This is a genomic window from Pseudomonas sp. LBUM1672, from assembly GCF_059695655.1.
The window spans coordinates 4,583,767-4,600,155 of sequence record NZ_CP166781.1 but is presented as its reverse complement, the minus strand read 5'-3'; the positions used below and the strand labels follow the sequence as shown (position 1 = coordinate 4,600,155).

The following is a 16,389-nucleotide window of genomic DNA, read 5'->3' as shown; positions in this document are numbered from 1 at the left end:
GCCGGTTTTTGTTCTCAGGGGATTTGCGCGCCTTCCACCAGCAGCATGTCGATCAGGCGAATCAGCGGCAGGCCGATCAGGCTGGTGGCGTCAGGGCCTTCGGTGCTTTGGAACAGGCTCACCCCCAAGCCTTCGGCCTTGAAGCTGCCGGCGCAGTCGTAGGGCTGTTCGGCGCGCAGGTAACGTTCGATGCGTGCCGGGTCGAGGGTGCGCATGTACACGGTGAAGGGCACGCAGTCGACCTGGCAGTCGCCGGTCTGGCTGTTAAGCAGCGCCAGGCCCGTCAGGAAGGTTATGCTGGCACCGCTCGACGCCAGCAGTTGTTCGCGGGCCTTCTCGAAGGTGTGGGGTTTGCCGATGATCCGCTCGCCGAGGACTGCGACCTGATCGGAGCCGATGATCAGGTGGGCGGGATGGCTGCCGGCAAGTGCCCGCGCTTTTTCTTTGGCGAGGCGCTTTACCAGCTCGACGGCCGATTCGCCCGGACGATGGCTTTCATCAATGTCCGGCGAGCTGCAGATGAATGGCAACTGCAAGCGGGCCAGCAATTCCCGGCGATAAACCGAGCTTGAAGCGAGTAATAAAGGCAGCATGCGCATCTCCGAAAGGCAGGCGCGAATTCTAGCGGGGCTTCCAAGTGACGGACAGGGCTGAATTTCCTTTGACATGGCCGGGTGCATCCCTATAATGCTGCGCCTATGTTGAATGACCCGATTCCACCTCACGTTGACCCGCGCAAATTGGCTGACCGTGGCACCACCCTTCAAGGTGAACTGCTGCTGGCCGATTTGGAGAGACTCTGCGACCCGCTTTCCGACACTGTCGGTACGGTGCAGGCTAAATTCGTTTTTGAACGAGATGAACGTAAGTCTGTGGTAATCCACAGCTTTATCGACACCGAAGTCAAAATGGTTTGCCAGCGTTGTCTTGAGCTGGTCACCCTGCCGATCCATAGCGAATGCAGTTATGCTGTGGTGAAGGAGGGTGCGAATACCCAGTCGTTGCCGAAAGGTTATGACGTGCTGGAACTGGGCGAAGATCCATTGGATCTGCAGTCACTGATCGAGGAGGAGCTTCTGCTCGCCTTGCCCATTGTGCCTGCTCATCATCCGGAAGAATGCCAGCAGCCGGCGGGTCTCGATGAGCCCGAACCGAGCGAGGACGAGGTAACGCGGTCCAACCCGTTCAGTGTATTGGCGCAGTTAAAGCGTGACCCAAACGTTTAGGAGTTAATCAATTATGGCTGTTCAGCAGAACAAAAAATCCCGCTCTGCCCGTGACATGCGCCGTTCGCACGACGCTCTCGAGGCTAGCACCCTGTCTGTAGAAAAAACCACCGGTGAAGTTCACCTGCGTCACCACGTATCGCCAGAAGGCGTATACCGTGGCCGTAAAGTGATCGACAAGGGCGCTGACGAGTAATCCTTGTCTGCTCAAGTCATCGCGATTGACGCAATGGGCGGGGACTTCGGTCCCCGCAGCATTGTTCAGGCCAGCCTTGCTTGTCTGTCTGCTACGCCCTCGTTACACCTGACCCTCGTCGGTCAACCCTCCCTTCTTGAAGAATTGCTCTCTGGCCAATCGGCTGTGGATCGCTCGCGCCTGTCGATTGCTCCGGCGTCCGAAGTCATCACCATGGACGAAAAGCCTGCCCAGGCCCTGCGTGGCAAACCTGACTCGTCGATGCGCGTGGCCCTTGAGCTGTTGCGCGACGGCAAGGTTCAGGCGTGTGTCAGTGCCGGTAATACCGGTGCGCTGATGGCGTTGTCGCGGTTTGTTCTCAAGACGTTGCCGGGCATCGATCGGCCGGCGATGGTGGCGGCGATTCCAACGCAGAAGGGGTATTGCCAGTTGCTCGACCTTGGCGCCAACGTTGATTGCAGTGCCGAGCACTTGTTGCAATTCGCGGTAATGGGCTCGGTGGCGGCAGAAACCCTTGGCATCGTCCGTCCACGGGTGGCCTTGCTGAACATCGGCACCGAAGACATCAAGGGCAATCAGCAGGTCAAGCTGGCGGCGACCTTGTTGCAAGGCGCTCGCGGCATCAACTACATCGGCTTTGTCGAGGGTGACGGCTTGTACCGTGGCGAGGCGGACGTGGTGGTGTGTGACGGCTTTGTCGGCAATATCCTGCTCAAGTCCAGCGAAGGCCTGGCGACCATGATTGCCGGGCGCATCGAGGCCTTGTTCAAGAAAAACTTCGCCTCAAAAATGGTCGGCGCGCTGGCGCTGCCGTTGATGAAGCGCCTGCAAGCCGATCTGGCGCCTGCGCGGCATAACGGCGCAAGCTTCCTGGGTCTGCAGGGGATTGTCGTGAAAAGCCACGGTTCTGCTGGCGTTCAGGGTTTCCAGAGTGCGATACAACGTGCCCTGATCGAGATCCAGGAAAACCTGCCGGAACGCATTCACGGTCGTCTGGAGGATTTGTTGCTTTAGGCGTTTTCGTCGGACAATGCTTAAATGTGACCGCTCAGTTCAATTGGCCATCCAACTGTCAGTTTCTTGCGTCCCCCAAGCGGGACGTCAAATTCTCCGACGACAAGATCATTAGGGGCTTGTTACATGTCTGCTTCCCTCGCATTCGTCTTTCCAGGACAGGGTTCGCAGTCCCTCGGCATGCTGGCCGAGTTGGGCGCGCAACATCCGGTTGTCCTCGAAACATTCAAAGAAGCTTCCGATGCTCTGGGTTACGACCTGTGGGCACTGACCCAGCAAGGGCCGGAAGAGCAACTCAATCAAACCGATAAAACCCAGCCGGCCATTCTGACCGCCTCGATCGCCCTGTGGCGCCTGTGGCTGGCGGAAGGCGGTGCGCGTCCGGCTTACGTTGCCGGTCACAGCCTGGGCGAGTACAGCGCGCTGGTCGCTGCTGGCAGCCTGAGCCTGGGCGATGCCGTCAAGCTGGTTGAGCGTCGTGGTCAGTTGATGCAGGAAGCCGTTCCGGCCGGGCAGGGCGGCATGGCCGCGATCCTCGGTCTGGACGATGCTGACGTGCTCGCAGCCTGTGCCGAAGCGGCGCAAGGCGAAGTGGTCAGCGCGGTCAACTTCAACTCCCCGGGCCAGGTGGTGATCGCCGGTGCCAAGGCCGCGGTCGAACGCGCCATCGAAGGCTGCAAGGCCCGTGGTGCCAAGCGCGCCATGCCGCTGCCGGTCAGCGTGCCTTCGCACTGCGAGCTGATGCGCCCGGCGGCCGAGCGTTTCGCCGAGTCGATCGCTGCAATCGACTGGCAAGCGCCACAGATCCCGGTTGTACAGAACGTCAGCGCTGCGGTGCCGGCCGATCTGGAAACCCTCAAGCGCGATCTGCTTGAACAGCTCTACAAGCCTGTGCGCTGGGTCGAATCGGTCCAGGCGCTGGCCGCCAAGGGCGCGACCCAACTTGTCGAATGCGGTCCTGGCAAAGTGCTGGCCGGCCTGAACAAGCGTTGCGCCGAAGGCGTGTCGACATCCAACCTCAATACCCCAGACGCTTTCGCTGCCGCCCGTGCAGCGCTGGCCTGAATCAGGAGAAACTTGCATGAGTCTGCAAGGTAAAGTTGCACTGGTCACCGGTGCGAGCCGCGGTATCGGCCAGGCCATCGCCCTGGAACTGGGTCGTCAGGGCGCCATCGTTGTGGGCACTGCGACCTCTGCATCGGGTGCCGAACGCATCGCTGCTACCCTGAAAGAAAATGGTATTCAAGGCACTGGCCTGGAACTCAATGTCACCAGCGACGAGTCCGTCGCAGCGGTGTTGGCGAGTATCACTTCGCAGTTCGGAGCGCCGGCGATCCTGGTCAACAATGCCGGTATCACCCGCGATAATCTGATGATGCGCATGAAAGATGACGAATGGCATGACGTCGTCGATACCAACCTGAACAGTCTGTTCCGCCTGTCCAAGGGTGTTTTGCGTGGTATGACCAAAGCCCGTTGGGGACGAATTATCAGTATTGGCTCTGTTGTGGGTGCCATGGGCAACGCAGGCCAAGTAAACTACGCAGCCGCCAAGGCCGGTCTGGAAGGTTTCAGCCGTGCACTGGCGCGTGAAGTCGGTTCGCGTTCGATTACGGTAAACTCGGTGGCCCCTGGGTTCATCGACACCGATATGACCCGCGAACTGCCCGAGGCACAGCGTGAAGCCTTGCAGACGCAGATTCCGCTGGGCCGTCTGGGACAAGCACAAGAGATCGCGTCTGTGGTCGCTTTTCTTGCATCCGACGGTGCGGCTTACGTTACTGGGGCTACAATCCCGGTGAACGGCGGGATGTACATGAGTTAAATGTGACGGATTGCTTCAAAAAAATGTCATACGAGCTGTCTAAAATCCGTTATAAAGCTGCAATCTATTTATAGGCAGAGGGCCCCAGGGTTTGAGGAGTGAAGCTTTCAGTTGAAAAACTGAAAAGCCTTTCTATACACTTACCCACTGGCCAGCTGCCTGAATTTGTCCATTAGGAGTGAAAACAAGGTATGAGCACCATCGAAGAGCGCGTCAAGAAAATCGTTGCTGAGCAACTGGGCGTTAAAGAAGAAGAAGTGGTCAACACTGCTTCCTTCGTTGAAGACCTGGGTGCCGACTCCCTTGACACCGTTGAGCTGGTGATGGCTCTGGAAGAGGAATTCGAGACCGAAATCCCTGACGAAGAAGCTGAGAAGATCACTACTGTACAAGCTGCAATCGACTACGTTACTAGCCACCAGGCGTAATAGTTTGTAATCGTTGCTTGCTGTCATGGAAAAACCGCACTGCCATCACGGCGTGCGGTTTTTTCTTTAGGCCTCATGCAAAGTCGTCATTTGAAAAAGGAGAGTGCTGTGTCGCGTAGACGCGTCGTAGTCACCGGTATGGGTATGTTGTCGCCACTGGGCACGGATGTGCCGAGCAGTTGGCAGGGCATTCTGGCTGGCCGCAGTGGCATTGGTCTGATCGAACACACCGACCTTTCTGCCTATTCCACCCGTTTTGGCGGCTCGGTAAAGGGCTTCAATGTCGAGGAATACCTGTCGGTCAAGGAAGCTCGCAAACTCGACCTGTTCATTCAATACGGTCTGGCTGCCGGTTTTCAGGCTGTACGTAATGCCGGTCTGGAAGTCACCGACGCCAACCGTGAGCGCATCGGCGTGGCCATGGGCTCGGGTATTGGCGGTCTGACCAATATCGAAGAAACCAGCCGCACCCTGCATGATTCCGGCCCACGACGGATTTCTCCGTTTTTCGTGCCTGGCTCGATCATCAATATGATTTCCGGTTTTCTGTCCATCCACTTGGGTGCACAGGGACCTAACTACGCCATCGCCACTGCGTGTACCACCGGTACGCACTGCATTGGCATGGCGGCCCGCAACATCATGTATGACGAAGCCGACGTGATGATTGCCGGCGGCGCCGAGATGGCGGCTTGCGGTCTGGGCATGGGCGGCTTCGGTGCTTCCCGTGCGCTGTCGACCCGCAACGACGAGCCGACCCGCGCCAGCCGTCCATGGGACAAAGGCCGTGATGGCTTCGTCTTGTCCGACGGTGCCGGCGCTCTGGTTCTTGAGGAACTGGAGCACGCCAAGGCGCGCGGCGCGACCATCTATGCCGAGTTGATTGGTTTCGGCACCAGTGGCGATGCCTATCACATGACTTCGCCTCCCGCCGATGGTGCCGGTGCCGCCCGTTGCATCACCAATGCCTTGCGCGACGCGAAAATCAATGGCGACCAGGTTCAGTACATCAACGCCCACGGCACTTCGACTTCAGCCGGCGACCTCGCCGAAGCCTGTGCGATCAAGTCGGTGTTCGGCGATCACGCCTACAAACTGGCCGTCAGTTCGACCAAGTCCATGACCGGCCACTTGCTGGGAGCGGCAGGAGCAGTCGAGGCAATCTTCAGCGTGCTGGCGATCAACAGCCAGGTGGCGCCACCGACCATCAACCTCGATGAGCCGGATGAAGGCTGCGACCTCGATTTCGTGCCGCACACCGCGCGCAACATGGATATCGATGTGGTGCTGTCCAACTCCTTCGGGTTTGGCGGTACCAACGGCTCGCTGGTGTTCCGCCGGTTCGCTGACTGATGGACAGCTGGGTCGACGGTCAGCCGGCTGACGCGTTGTCGCTGAAAGATCGCGGCCTGGCTTACGGTGATGGTCTGTTCGAGACCATTGCCGTGCGTGGCGGGCAGCCGTTGCTGCTGGACCGACATCTGGCGCGTCTGGCCGATGGTTGTTCGCGGCTGGCGATCACTGCCGATCACGAGTTGATCCGCAATGAGCTGCTGGCCTATGCCACCGAATTGGGTGAGGGCGTGCTCAAGCTCATCCTCACCCGCGGCGACAGTCTGCGCGGTTACGCTCCCGATCCTTCGGCTCAGGCCCGGCGTATTCTGCAAGGCAATCCTCCCGCTGCCTATCCTGCCGTTCATGGCGAGCAGGGCGTTCGCCTGTTTCCTTGTGCGACACGGCTGTCCAGGCAGCCACTGCTTGCCGGCCTCAAACACCTCAATCGTCTGGAGCAAGTCATTGCCCGCGGCGAATGGCAAGATGCCGAGCACGCCGAGGGCTTGATGCTCGACAGGACGGGGCGGGTGATCGAAGGCGTGTTCAGCAACCTGTTCCTGATCCGCGATGGCGTGTTGATCACGGCTGATTTGAAGCGCTGCGGCGTGGCCGGTGTGATGCGTGCCGAATTATTGTTTCAAGCCGAGTCGTTGGGGATCCCCACGCAAATCACCGACATCAGCCTCGATCAGCTGCAATGGGCTGATGAAGTCTTTGTCTGCAACAGCGTGTATGGCGTTTGGCCGGTGCGCGCCTATGCAGCGCTGAGCTGGTCGGTTGGGCCGCTCACCCGTAAACTCCAAACCATTGCCCGCGCGCTACTGGATGCTTGATACGTGAGACGTAAATTCTTGCTACTGCTGGAAACCGGATTGGTTCTGGCGGGGCTGTGTCTGGGCGCCTCCGCCTGGAAGATTCATACGGCGCTGAATCAGCCGCTGAACATCACTCAGGAAGAACTGCTGGAAGTGCCCAAGGGCACGACACCGACCCGCACTTTCTATCGACTCGAAGCCGACGGCGTCATCAAGGACGCTTTCTGGCTGCGTGTGTATTGGCGTTTCAACCTGGCCGGACAACCTTTGCACAAGGGCGAATACCGCATGCAGCCCGGCATGACTGTCGAAGGTCTGATCGACCTGTGGAAGCGTGGGGACATCGTTCAGTACAGCCTGACCCTGGTCGAAGGCTGGAATTTTCATCAGGTCCGGGCGGCATTGGCCAAGGATGAGAAGCTCGAGCAGACCCTGAACGGCTTGAGCGATAGCGAAGTGATGACCAAGCTGGGCCACACCGGGATCTTTCCTGAGGGCCGGTTCTTCCCCGATACCTACCGCTTCGTGCGCGGCATGACCGATGTCGAACTGCTGAAAAAGGCCTACGACCGCCTCGATGAGGTCCTGGCCAAGGAATGGGAGCAGCGCTCCGCTGATGTGCCGTATACCGAACCCTATCAGGCGCTGATCATGGCCTCGCTGGTGGAAAAGGAAACCGGTGTGCCCCAAGAGCGCGGGCAGATTGCCGGCGTGTTTGTGCGGCGCATGGCGATGGGCATGATGCTGCAGACCGATCCGACGGTGATCTATGGCCTCGGTGATCGCTACAGCGGCAAATTGACCCGTGCCCATCTCAAGGAACCCACGCCGTACAACACCTACATGATTTCAGGCCTGCCGCCGACCCCGATCGCCATGGTCGGCCGCGAAGCGATTCATGCCGCGTTGAACCCGGTGGCGGGCAACAGCCTCTACTTCGTCGCTCGCGGTGATGGCAGCCACGTTTTTTCCGATGATCTGGATGCCCACAATAATGCGGTGCGGGAGTTCCAGCTCAAGCGTCGTGCCGATTATCGCTCCAGCCCGGCACCTGTCTCGGCGCCAGAAACCCTGAATGGTGAAGCGCCGGACGCCGAGGCGCCGATTCCGGCCGCTTCGCCCAACCCCGATCCCGAGGCTGTTCCGTCCGTAGCGCCGCAAGAGCCTGCTGCCGCACCCGCTCCGGAGCCTGAACCCGAACCTGTGCCCGAGCCGGACGCACCGGCTGCGCAAAGCCCGCAATGACTCTGATTAAGGACTGCCTGTGACTGGCTTGTTTATTACCCTGGAAGGCCCGGAAGGCGCCGGCAAGAGCACCAACCGCGAATACCTGGCAGAGTGCCTGCGCGCCGCCGGTATCGAGGTAGTGCTGACCCGCGAGCCGGGTGGTACGCCGTTGGCCGAGCGAATTCGCGAAGTGCTGCTGGCGCCGGTTGATGAAGTCATGAACCCCGACACTGAGTTGTTGCTGGTATTCGCCGCGCGGGCCCAGCATCTGGCCGAGGTGATCCGCCCGGCGCTGGCCCGTGGTGCGGTGGTTTTGTGTGATCGTTTTACCGATTCGACCTATGCCTATCAGGGTGGCGGTCGTGGTTTGTCCCTGGAGCGCATCGCGACTCTGGAAACGTTTGTCCAGGGCGATTTGCGCCCGGACCTGACGCTGATCTTCGATCTGCCGGTGGAAGTGGGTCTGGCCCGTGCCAGCGCCCGTGGTCGACTGGATCGTTTCGAACTCGAAGGCCGAACCTTTTTCGATGCCGTACGCAGTGCGTTCCTCAAGCGTGCTGAAGCTGATCCGGCGCGATATGTCCTGGTCGATGCCGCTCAGCCGCTGGCGCAGGTCCAGCAGTCGCTGGACGCCTTGCTGCCACGTCTGCTGGAGTTGACCCGTGGCTGAAGCCTATCCGTGGCAGGACAGCCTCTGGCAGCAGTTGGCCGGTCGCAAGCAACATGCGCACGCCTATCTGTTGCATGGCCCGGCCGGAATCGGCAAGCGGGCTTTGGCCGAGCGGTTGATGGCCAGCCTGCTGTGCCAGCGTCCGACCGCGCAGGATGCCTGCGGTGAGTGCAAATCCTGCCTGCTGCTCAAGGCCGGCAGCCACCCCGACAATTACATTCTGGAACCCGAAGAGGCCGACAAGGCGATCAAGGTCGATCAGGTGCGTGATCTGGTCAGCTTTGTGGTGCAGACCGCGCAGATGGGCGGGCGCAAAGTGGTGTTGATCGAGCCGGTCGAGGCGATGAACGTCAACGCTGCGAACGCCTTGCTCAAAAGTCTTGAAGAACCCTCCGGCGACACCGTGTTGCTATTGGTCAGTCACCAGACCAGTCGTCTGCTGCCGACCATCAAGAGCCGCTGCGTGCAGCAGGCTTGCCCGTTGCCGAGCGAGGTGATGAGTCTGGCCTGGCTGGCCAAGGCCCTGCCGGACAGCTCGGAAGAAGAGCGTGTCGAACTGCTGACCCTGGCCGCCGGCTCTCCGTTGGCCGCGGTCAAGTTGCAGACCCAGGGCGTGCGCGAGCAGCGAGCGCTGGTGGTCGAAGGTGTGAAAAAGTTGCTTAAGCAACAGCAATCGCCGACGCAACTGGCCGAAGAATGGAAAACCGTCCCGCAGTTGTTGCTGTTCGACTGGTTCTGCGACTGGTCGAGTCTGATCCTGCGCTATCAATTGACCCAGGATGAAGAAGGCCTGGGGTTGACGGACATGCGCAAGGTCATTCAATACCTGGCGCAGAAAACTGCTCAGGATAAAGTCTTGAATATCCAGGACTGGATCCTCGCCCAGCGTCAGAAGGTCATGAGCAAAGCCAACCTCAATCCGGCGCTGTTGCTCGAAGCGTTGCTGGTGCAATGGGCATCCTTGCCTACCCAGAAGTGATCGACTGCGCCTAGACTCTGATCATCAGCAATGGAGGTCAGCATGAATGAAGCCATCAATCCGGGACCGCGCAACGGCATTTTGTCCCTGACCATCAAGGACAAGTCCGTGCTTTACGCGGCCTACATGCCATTCATCAAGAACGGTGGCCTGTTTATCCCGACCAACAAAAGCTACAAGTTGGGCGACGAGGTGTTCATGCTGCTTAACCTGATGGATGAGGCCGAGAAGATTCCGGTCGCCGGCAAGGTTGCCTGGATTTCCCCCAAAGGCGCCCAGGGCAACCGGGCAGCGGGGGTCGGCGTACAATTCAACGACGGCGACAACACGGCGCGCAGTCGAATCGAAACCCATCTGGCCGGTACCCTTAAGTCCGACCGTCCCACTCATACGATGTAAGTTGCAGCCCTTTTATGCTCGTAGATTCCCATTGTCACCTCGATCGTCTTGACCTTGCCGCCCACGACGGCTCTCTGGATGCGGCGCTTGATGCGGCCCGGCAGCGCGGGGTAGGGCACTTTTTGTGTATCGGCGTCAGCGTCGAGAACGCCGCGGACGTCAAAGCCCTGGCTGAACGTTACGACGACGTCGACTGTTCCGTGGGCGTGCATCCGCTGGATGTGCAACCGGGAGCCGCGCCGGCGCTGGATTGGTTGTTGCGTGAGCTCAATCATCCCCGTGTGGTGGCGATTGGTGAGACCGGCCTGGATTATCACTACGAGCCGGAAGCGGCCGAGTTGCAGCAGGAATCGTTTCGCTTGCACCTGCAGGCTGCTCAACGAACGGGCAAGCCGGTGATCATCCACACCCGCGGCGCCCGCGCCGATACGTTGAGTCTGCTGCGCGAGGCGGCGTTGCCTCAAGCGGGCGTGCTGCATTGCTTCACGGAAGACTGGGACATGGCCAAGGCTGCACTGGACATGGGCTATTACATTTCCCTGTCCGGTATTGTCACTTTTCGCAATGCCGATGCGTTGCGTGACGTGGCCAGCAAAGTGCCGGCTGATCGATTGCTGGTAGAAACCGACTCGCCGTATCTCGCGCCGATCCCTTATCGCGGCAAACCCAACCTGCCGCAGTACGTACGCGAGGTTGCGGAATTTCTGGCAATGTTGCGGGGTGAGTCCTATGAGCGATTTGCCGAGCAGACCACTGAAAACTTCAAGCGGCTGTTCCCGCTGGCGCATGTGAAAGGCTGAATCGCAGGCAAAAAAAACCCGGGTTCTGGGGGGTGAATCCGGGTTAAGACCATTAGGAGTAAAACAAAGGCACGCGGTCCGTTGGTACCTATATCGACGCGACACTTGGGGGAGATGTCCCGCCGACAGTTCAAGTATTGATCAGTATTGCTCCGAGTCCAGTTTACCGGCCCCGGTTTTTAAACAATTTTGGAATACGGGCGCTTCGGAAGAGTTCTCATCAAAGGGCCGCCCTGTGTGAAATCATCAAGAAACACAGATATGGTCGGATGATCCGTGCATTTTTGCGTAAGTTAGGCATAATACGCGGCTTCGAATTTTGACCCCAACAGACCTTTTCTTATGCATAAAGAACCTCGTAAGGTCCGTGAGTTTCGTCGCCGCGAGCAAGAAATTCTCGATACCGCGCTCAAGCTGTTCCTCGACCAAGGTGAAGACAGTGTCACCGTCGAGATGATTGCTGATGCCGTCGGTATCGGCAAAGGCACGATCTACAAGCATTTCAAATCCAAGGCGGAGATCTATCTGCGCCTGATGCTCGACTACGAGCGTGATCTGAACGAGCTGTTGCATTCTGCGGATGTGGACAAGGACAAGGAAGCGCTGTCCCGGGCCTACTTCGAATTCCGCATGCGCGATCCGCAGCGCTATCGGTTGTTCGATCGCCTGGAAGAGAAGGTGGTCAAAGGCAATCAGGTGCCGGAAATGGTCGAGGAGCTGCACAAGATCCGCGCCTCGAATTTCGAACGCCTGACCCTGCTGATCAAAGGTCGGATCAGCGAAGGCAAGCTCGAAGACGTACCGCCTTACTTCCATTACTGCGCGTCCTGGGCGCTGGTGCACGGCGCCGTGGCGCTGTATCACTCGCCGTTCTGGAGCAATGTGCTGGAAGATCAGGAAGGTTTCTTCCAGTTCTTGATGGACATCGGCGTGCGCATGGGCAACAAGCGCAAGCGCGATACCGACACCCCGAGCAGCTGAACCATTCAGTTGCCTTATTGCGCCATGATTTCGCTATATGGCGCAGTACCTCAGGAATATACTCAGGCATGGGACTTGCTAAAACTTGATTTGTGAGTCAAGTTTTACGGGTTCGAATTCCTTTCGCCGGAGTGCTCCATGATCGTTGATCGTCAAGGCAGGCGTTTCCGCAATTTGCGGATCAGTCTGACTTCAGCCTGCAATTACGCGTGTACCTATTGCGTGCCCAACGGCAAGCGGCTGGTGGCTGCGCAGGATGAATTGTCGGCCGAGGCCATGGCGCGCGGCGTGGCGTATCTGATCGAAGCGGCGGGCATCGAGCGCTTGCGCATCACCGGTGGTGAGCCGCTGGTCAGCCCCAAACTCGAAGCCTTCATGACGGCTGTCGGCAAGATGGGCCTGGAAGACATCAGCCTGACCACCAATGGTCAGCTGCTGGCGAAAAAGCTGCCGTTGCTGGTGGACGCCGGCATCCGTCGCATCAACGTTTCCCTCGATACCTTGGACGCCGGCGCGTTCCGCAGCATTGCCCGTGGCGGCGATCTGGCGACCGTGCTCCACGGTATGGACCAGGCCAAGGCTGCCGGCCTGAAAATCAAGGTCAACATGGTGCCTCTGCGCGGGCAGAACCTTGACCAGGTGATGCCGTTGCTCGATTACTGCCTTGAGCGTGGCTATGAGCTGCGTTTCATCGAGCTGATGCGCATGGGCCACCTGGCCAGTGACAACAACGCCTTCCTGCAGCAGTTCGTCAGTCTTCAGCAGTTGTTGAGTCTGATCGGCGAGCGCTACGAATACCTGCAAGCTGATGCGCCCGTAGACGCCACAGCTGTGCGCTACGCAATCCCGGGGCTGGGGCATTTTGGTGTGATTGCCAATGAAAGCGTTCCCTTCTGCCGGACCTGCTCGCGTCTGCGCCTGTCATCCACCGGATGGTTGCATGGCTGTTTATCATCGAGCAATCGCCACTATGTCGGCGATCTGTTGGACAAACCGCGCCATCAGGCATTGCCGGCGTTGCAGCGCCTTCTGGTGAAAGCCTTGGGGGACAAGCAGGAAGTGGCGTTCTCCGGTGGTGCGACTGTCATGAAGATTATTGGCGGCTGATCCAGCTGTGGCGAGGGGATTTATCCCCGTTGGACTGCGCAGCAGTCGCATTTTTGGGGCTGCTTCGCAGCCCAGCGGGGATAAATCCCCTCGCCACAAATGTTCGCATTCCTGAAGACTGGCGCGGAAGCTGCATCCCATGGCCATTCGCCGGTTTTCCGTCACCGGCCTCTGGAGGGTAGGATGCGTAGCCTGGTTTTGCTGCTGGCCGTTTTGGCGCTTGGTGGCTGCATGAATGTCAGCGATATGGCTGAAGGAACTCGCTACCACATGAGCGATGCAGGGCTGCTGGATCACAGCGACAGTCGTCGGGCGAATAACCTGCGCATCCAGCCGGACTCGTTCATCTACATCGCCCAAGGTGCCTTCGCGCCGCCGGGCAGTGCCTATCCGCGACCGAACGTGGTCGCTGAAGAAGCCTTCAATGGCTTTATCGAATATTTCCCGATGGTCCGCCGCGCCCGCACCCCCGAGGGCCTCGACCAAGCCATGGGTGAAGCCCGCGCTGCCGGTGCCCATTACCTGCTTTACACGCGATTCGCCAAGGCAGATGACCGTATCGGTAACTCGGACGAATGGCTCGATCAGGAATATGTCGATCGCCTCGGCATCGACAGCGGCGTGATTCAGATCATGTTGATCGAGACCAGCACCCAGTATTTGATTGATACTGCACGTATCAAGAGTCGTGGCGGTTTACTGACGTTCCACGACAACAAGCCACAAGACCTGATTGGCCCGCCGCTGGAGCAATACGCGCGCAGCCTGATCGGGCTCAGCGACCAGTAATCCAAGGAGAACGCCATGAGTGGCCCGCAAAAAGCCAACGACTTGTTGGGGCAAATCCCCAAAACCAAAGGCTTGCCGCCGGTCCATTTGTGGAACCCTGACTTCTGTGGCGACATCGACATGCGCATCGCCCGTGACGGCACCTGGTTTTATCTGGGGACGCCGATCGGACGCAAGCCAATGGTCAAGCTGTTCTCCACCATCATCCGCCGCGATGGCGATGATTACTTCTTGATCACCCCGGTCGAGAAGGTTGGCATCAAGGTCGACGATGCGCCGTTTGTGGCGATTGCCGTGGACGTGGAGGGCGAGGGCGAAGCTCAGATCCTGCGATTCACTACCAACGTCGACGAGACCGCGGACGCCGGCACTGAACACCCGATTCGCGTAGTCATCGATCCAGTCACCCAGGAACCTGCGCCTTACGTACATGTGCGCACCAACCTCGAAGCGCTGATCCACCGTAACGTCTTCTACCAGTTGGTGGAACTGGCCGTGACCAGTGAGATCGACGGGCAACGCTGGCTGGGCGTGTGGAGCGACGGCGAGTTCTTCCCCATCGGTCTCGAGCCGTAACGGATAACACTGTGGGAGCGAGCCTGCTCGCGATGAGGCCATAACATTCACCATAGATGTTGCCTGTTACGCCGCCATCGCGAGCAGGCTCGCTCCCACATTGGATTTGTGGGTTCATCCAAAAAAATCAATTTGACACCCAATCGTATGATGATTAGCGTGGGCATCCATCGCGAACGGCTTTGTGCCGTTCCTGCATCGAGGTGCCCATGTCCAGCAGTTTTCATGCGTCGACCGTCGATTGGCTGGGTTGCTGGATAGCTGCAGGCCAGGTCAGGCCCGGCGAAACCATCAAGGTCGAAGCCGACCTGGGTGAGCAACTCGGTGTCAGTCGCACGGTCATTCGCGAAGCCATCAAGACCTTGGTCGCCAAAGGTATGCTCGAAGTCGGGCCGAAGGTCGGCACGCGGGTGTTGCCGGTGCGGCGCTGGAATCTTTTTGATCCGCAAGTCGTGGGTTGGCTGTCACGCAGCGGCTTGCCGGAAAACTTCGTCGACGACTTGCTCGATCTGCGTCGCACCATCGAACCGATGGCCGTGCGCTGGGCGTGCGAGCGCGCGACGGTCGAACAGGTTCAGGCAATATTGCAGGCTTACAACGCGCTGGAGAGGGCGGTGGACAGCGGCATCGATTACAACCACGCCGACCAGATCTTCCACGAGTGCATACTCGCCGCCAGTCACAACCAGTTCATCGAACAAATGGTCCCGGCCCTCGGTGCGCTGTTGGCTGTTTCTTTTGAAGTGTCTGCCGCCGACCCGGACGAATTGCGCCGCACGCTACCGATTCACAAAGACATGGCCGATGCCATCGCCGCCCGGGATGCCGCGCGGGGTGTCTGGGCCTGCATGACCCTGATCGATAACGCGGACCTGGCGATCAAACGCTTCTACCCGCAAGTCATGGCCGACAAAAAAGCCAGCTGACAATAAAGAACCCTGTGGGAGCGGGCCTGCTGGCGAAAGCGGTTTAGCATTCAGCGACAAGGTGCCTGACACACCGTTATCGCGAGCAGGCTCGCTCCCACATAAAGCAACAATGCAGGAGGTTTCATGACGTGGAATGCGGTTACCGGACACCGTGCGCAACTCGGTGAAGGCCCGTTCTGGGACGCGCCGACCCAAGCGCTGTACTGGGTGGACATTGCCGGCAAGCAAGCCCTGCGGCTGATCGGCGCCAACGTGCAGATCTGGGAAATGCCGGAACACGTCTCCGCGTTCATCCCTTGCGAGAGCGGCGATGCGCTGGTGACGTTGAGCAGCGGCGTCTATCGCCTGGACCTTGAATCGCCAGGACTCGAACCGCGCCTGACCTTGCTCTGCGTCGCCGATCCGCAACCCGGCAACCGCGCCAACGAAGCCCGCTGCGATGCGCAGGGCCGGCTCTGGCTCGGCACCATGCAAAACAACATCGGTGAAAACGGCGAAGACGTGCCCATCGTGCGTCGATCCGGCGGCCTGTTTCGCATCGACCGCGACGCCCGTGTCACGCCGCTGCTTCGCGGGCTGGGCATTCCTAACACGTTGCTGTGGAGCGAAGACGAGACCACGCTGTTTTTCGCCGACAGCATGGACCAAACCTTGTACCGCTATTTCGTTCACACCGACGGCAACCTGGACACCGCATATGTCTGGTTCGGTCCCAATGAGCGAGGTGGCCCGGATGGCTCGGCGATGGATGCCGAGGGCTTCATCTGGAACGCCCGATGGGACGGCAGCTGCCTGATCAGGCTAACCCCGGATGGCCATGTCGACCGCGTGATCGAACTGCCGGTCAGCCGTCCGACCAGTTGCGTGTTCGGCGGCGAAGACATGAAAACCCTTTACATCACCAGCGCCGCGAGCCCGCTCAACCATCCGCTGGACGGTGCGCTGCTGTCGATTCGCGTCGATGTGCCCGGTAAACCCTGTAATCGCTTTGCTGGATAAATCCCAAAATATGGGATGTAAAATTATATATTGAGATTATTTGGTGGTCGGGTTTATAGTCGGCCATCAGTTACACGCACTCACACTTAAAAAA

Annotated in this window: 20 protein-coding genes; 19 read left to right on the top strand and 1 reads right to left on the bottom strand. The window is 59.1% G+C overall.

Features of this window, described 5'->3' with window-relative positions; all coding sequences use genetic code 11:
• Positions 1 to 14: 14 nt before the first annotated feature.
• Entirely contained in the window at positions 15 to 593 is a 579-nt protein-coding gene (locus ACA053_RS20940; protein ID WP_497393586.1) for a Maf family protein, read from the bottom strand.
• Positions 594 to 698: 105 nt separating this feature from the next.
• Between ACA053_RS20940 and ACA053_RS20935 the strand changes: the two genes are divergently transcribed.
• The 19 genes from ACA053_RS20935 to ACA053_RS20845 all read left to right on the top strand — a co-directional run bounded on the left by ACA053_RS20935 (position 699) and on the right by ACA053_RS20845 (position 16,295).
• The gene (locus tag ACA053_RS20935; protein ID WP_004371317.1) at positions 699 to 1,226 is read left to right on the top strand and encodes a YceD family protein; all 528 of its coding nucleotides are present in this window, start codon (positions 699 to 701) and stop codon (positions 1,224 to 1,226) included.
• A gap of 13 nt (positions 1,227 to 1,239) precedes the next feature.
• On the top strand, positions 1,240 to 1,422 hold the full coding sequence (gene rpmF, locus ACA053_RS20930) for a 50S ribosomal protein L32 (protein ID WP_003179396.1): 183 nt from the start codon (positions 1,240 to 1,242) through the stop codon (positions 1,420 to 1,422).
• A gap of 3 nt (positions 1,423 to 1,425) precedes the next feature.
• Positions 1,426 to 2,436: a phosphate acyltransferase PlsX gene (gene plsX, locus ACA053_RS20925; RefSeq protein ID WP_497312962.1), complete on the top strand. Its 1,011-nt coding sequence runs from the start codon at positions 1,426 to 1,428 to the stop codon at positions 2,434 to 2,436.
• Positions 2,437 to 2,562: 126 nt separating this feature from the next.
• Positions 2,563 to 3,501 (top strand): ACP S-malonyltransferase, encoded by a 939-nt coding sequence (fabD, locus tag ACA053_RS20920; RefSeq protein WP_438657891.1) that lies wholly within the window; start codon positions 2,563 to 2,565, stop codon positions 3,499 to 3,501.
• Between the two features lie 16 nt (positions 3,502 to 3,517).
• Positions 3,518 to 4,261 carry a 3-oxoacyl-ACP reductase FabG gene (fabG, locus tag ACA053_RS20915; RefSeq protein ID WP_109633847.1) on the top strand — a complete coding sequence of 248 codons (744 nt, stop codon included), beginning with the start codon at positions 3,518 to 3,520 and terminating at the stop codon, positions 4,259 to 4,261.
• Between the two features lie 191 nt (positions 4,262 to 4,452).
• Positions 4,453 to 4,689 carry an acyl carrier protein gene (gene acpP, locus ACA053_RS20910; RefSeq protein ID WP_003175607.1) on the top strand — a complete coding sequence of 79 codons (237 nt, stop codon included), beginning with the start codon at positions 4,453 to 4,455 and terminating at the stop codon, positions 4,687 to 4,689.
• Positions 4,690 to 4,797: 108 nt separating this feature from the next.
• Positions 4,798 to 6,042: a beta-ketoacyl-ACP synthase II gene (gene fabF / locus ACA053_RS20905; protein WP_010461853.1), complete on the top strand. Its 1,245-nt coding sequence runs from the start codon at positions 4,798 to 4,800 to the stop codon at positions 6,040 to 6,042.
• On the top strand, positions 6,042 to 6,857 hold the full coding sequence (gene pabC, locus ACA053_RS20900; RefSeq protein WP_497312958.1) for an aminodeoxychorismate lyase: 816 nt from the start codon (positions 6,042 to 6,044) through the stop codon (positions 6,855 to 6,857). Before fabF ends, pabC begins: the two co-directional genes overlap by 1 nt.
• A gap of 3 nt (positions 6,858 to 6,860) precedes the next feature.
• Entirely contained in the window at positions 6,861 to 8,084 is a 1,224-nt protein-coding gene (gene mltG / locus ACA053_RS20895; protein WP_497393585.1) for an endolytic transglycosylase MltG, read from the top strand.
• Positions 8,085 to 8,103: 19 nt separating this feature from the next.
• Positions 8,104 to 8,736, top strand: a complete 633-nt coding sequence (tmk, locus tag ACA053_RS20890; protein ID WP_497393584.1) for a dTMP kinase — start codon at positions 8,104 to 8,106, stop codon at positions 8,734 to 8,736.
• Positions 8,729 to 9,715 carry a DNA polymerase III subunit delta' gene (locus ACA053_RS20885; RefSeq protein WP_497393583.1) on the top strand — a complete coding sequence of 329 codons (987 nt, stop codon included), beginning with the start codon at positions 8,729 to 8,731 and terminating at the stop codon, positions 9,713 to 9,715. Before tmk ends, ACA053_RS20885 begins: the two co-directional genes overlap by 8 nt.
• Before the next feature lie 42 nt (positions 9,716 to 9,757).
• A complete protein-coding gene (locus ACA053_RS20880) occupies positions 9,758 to 10,114 on the top strand; it encodes a PilZ domain-containing protein (RefSeq protein WP_109633839.1) in 357 nt (118 codons plus the stop codon).
• A gap of 14 nt (positions 10,115 to 10,128) precedes the next feature.
• Positions 10,129 to 10,914, top strand: coding sequence for a TatD family hydrolase (locus ACA053_RS20875; protein ID WP_497393582.1), 786 nt, complete (start codon positions 10,129 to 10,131; stop codon positions 10,912 to 10,914).
• A gap of 342 nt (positions 10,915 to 11,256) precedes the next feature.
• On the top strand, positions 11,257 to 11,895 hold the full coding sequence (locus ACA053_RS20870; protein ID WP_008152317.1) for a TetR/AcrR family transcriptional regulator: 639 nt from the start codon (positions 11,257 to 11,259) through the stop codon (positions 11,893 to 11,895).
• A gap of 138 nt (positions 11,896 to 12,033) precedes the next feature.
• Entirely contained in the window at positions 12,034 to 13,002 is a 969-nt protein-coding gene (locus tag ACA053_RS20865; RefSeq protein WP_497393581.1) for a GTP 3',8-cyclase MoaA, read from the top strand.
• Positions 13,003 to 13,185: 183 nt separating this feature from the next.
• On the top strand, positions 13,186 to 13,791 hold the full coding sequence (locus ACA053_RS20860) for a DUF4823 domain-containing protein (RefSeq protein ID WP_497312949.1): 606 nt from the start codon (positions 13,186 to 13,188) through the stop codon (positions 13,789 to 13,791).
• Between the two features lie 15 nt (positions 13,792 to 13,806).
• Positions 13,807 to 14,367 carry a DUF1285 domain-containing protein gene (locus ACA053_RS20855; RefSeq protein ID WP_497393580.1) on the top strand — a complete coding sequence of 187 codons (561 nt, stop codon included), beginning with the start codon at positions 13,807 to 13,809 and terminating at the stop codon, positions 14,365 to 14,367.
• Positions 14,368 to 14,576: 209 nt separating this feature from the next.
• Positions 14,577 to 15,293, top strand: a complete 717-nt coding sequence (locus tag ACA053_RS20850) for a FadR/GntR family transcriptional regulator (RefSeq protein WP_109633830.1) — start codon at positions 14,577 to 14,579, stop codon at positions 15,291 to 15,293.
• Positions 15,294 to 15,419: 126 nt separating this feature from the next.
• The gene (locus tag ACA053_RS20845) at positions 15,420 to 16,295 is read left to right on the top strand and encodes an SMP-30/gluconolactonase/LRE family protein (RefSeq protein ID WP_497393579.1); all 876 of its coding nucleotides are present in this window, start codon (positions 15,420 to 15,422) and stop codon (positions 16,293 to 16,295) included.
• The last annotated feature ends 94 nt before the right edge of the window (positions 16,296 to 16,389 follow it).

Coding starts and splice junctions, on each gene's coding strand:
- ACA053_RS20940 (WP_497393586.1), bottom strand. CDS start 593: ATGCTGCCTTTATTACTCGCTTCAAGCTCGGTTTATCGCCGGGAATTG.
- ACA053_RS20935 (WP_004371317.1), top strand. CDS start 699: ATGTTGAATGACCCGATTCCACCTCACGTTGACCCGCGCAAATTGGCT.
- rpmF (WP_003179396.1), top strand. CDS start 1,240: ATGGCTGTTCAGCAGAACAAAAAATCCCGCTCTGCCCGTGACATGCGC.
- fabD (WP_438657891.1), top strand. CDS start 2,563: ATGTCTGCTTCCCTCGCATTCGTCTTTCCAGGACAGGGTTCGCAGTCC.
- fabG (WP_109633847.1), top strand. CDS start 3,518: ATGAGTCTGCAAGGTAAAGTTGCACTGGTCACCGGTGCGAGCCGCGGT.
- acpP (WP_003175607.1), top strand. CDS start 4,453: ATGAGCACCATCGAAGAGCGCGTCAAGAAAATCGTTGCTGAGCAACTG.
- pabC (WP_497312958.1), top strand. CDS start 6,042: ATGGACAGCTGGGTCGACGGTCAGCCGGCTGACGCGTTGTCGCTGAAA.
- ACA053_RS20880 (WP_109633839.1), top strand. CDS start 9,758: ATGAATGAAGCCATCAATCCGGGACCGCGCAACGGCATTTTGTCCCTG.
- ACA053_RS20875 (WP_497393582.1), top strand. CDS start 10,129: ATGCTCGTAGATTCCCATTGTCACCTCGATCGTCTTGACCTTGCCGCC.
- ACA053_RS20870 (WP_008152317.1), top strand. CDS start 11,257: ATGCATAAAGAACCTCGTAAGGTCCGTGAGTTTCGTCGCCGCGAGCAA.
- ACA053_RS20865 (WP_497393581.1), top strand. CDS start 12,034: ATGATCGTTGATCGTCAAGGCAGGCGTTTCCGCAATTTGCGGATCAGT.
- ACA053_RS20860 (WP_497312949.1), top strand. CDS start 13,186: ATGCGTAGCCTGGTTTTGCTGCTGGCCGTTTTGGCGCTTGGTGGCTGC.
- ACA053_RS20855 (WP_497393580.1), top strand. CDS start 13,807: ATGAGTGGCCCGCAAAAAGCCAACGACTTGTTGGGGCAAATCCCCAAA.
- ACA053_RS20850 (WP_109633830.1), top strand. CDS start 14,577: ATGTCCAGCAGTTTTCATGCGTCGACCGTCGATTGGCTGGGTTGCTGG.
- ACA053_RS20845 (WP_497393579.1), top strand. CDS start 15,420: ATGACGTGGAATGCGGTTACCGGACACCGTGCGCAACTCGGTGAAGGC.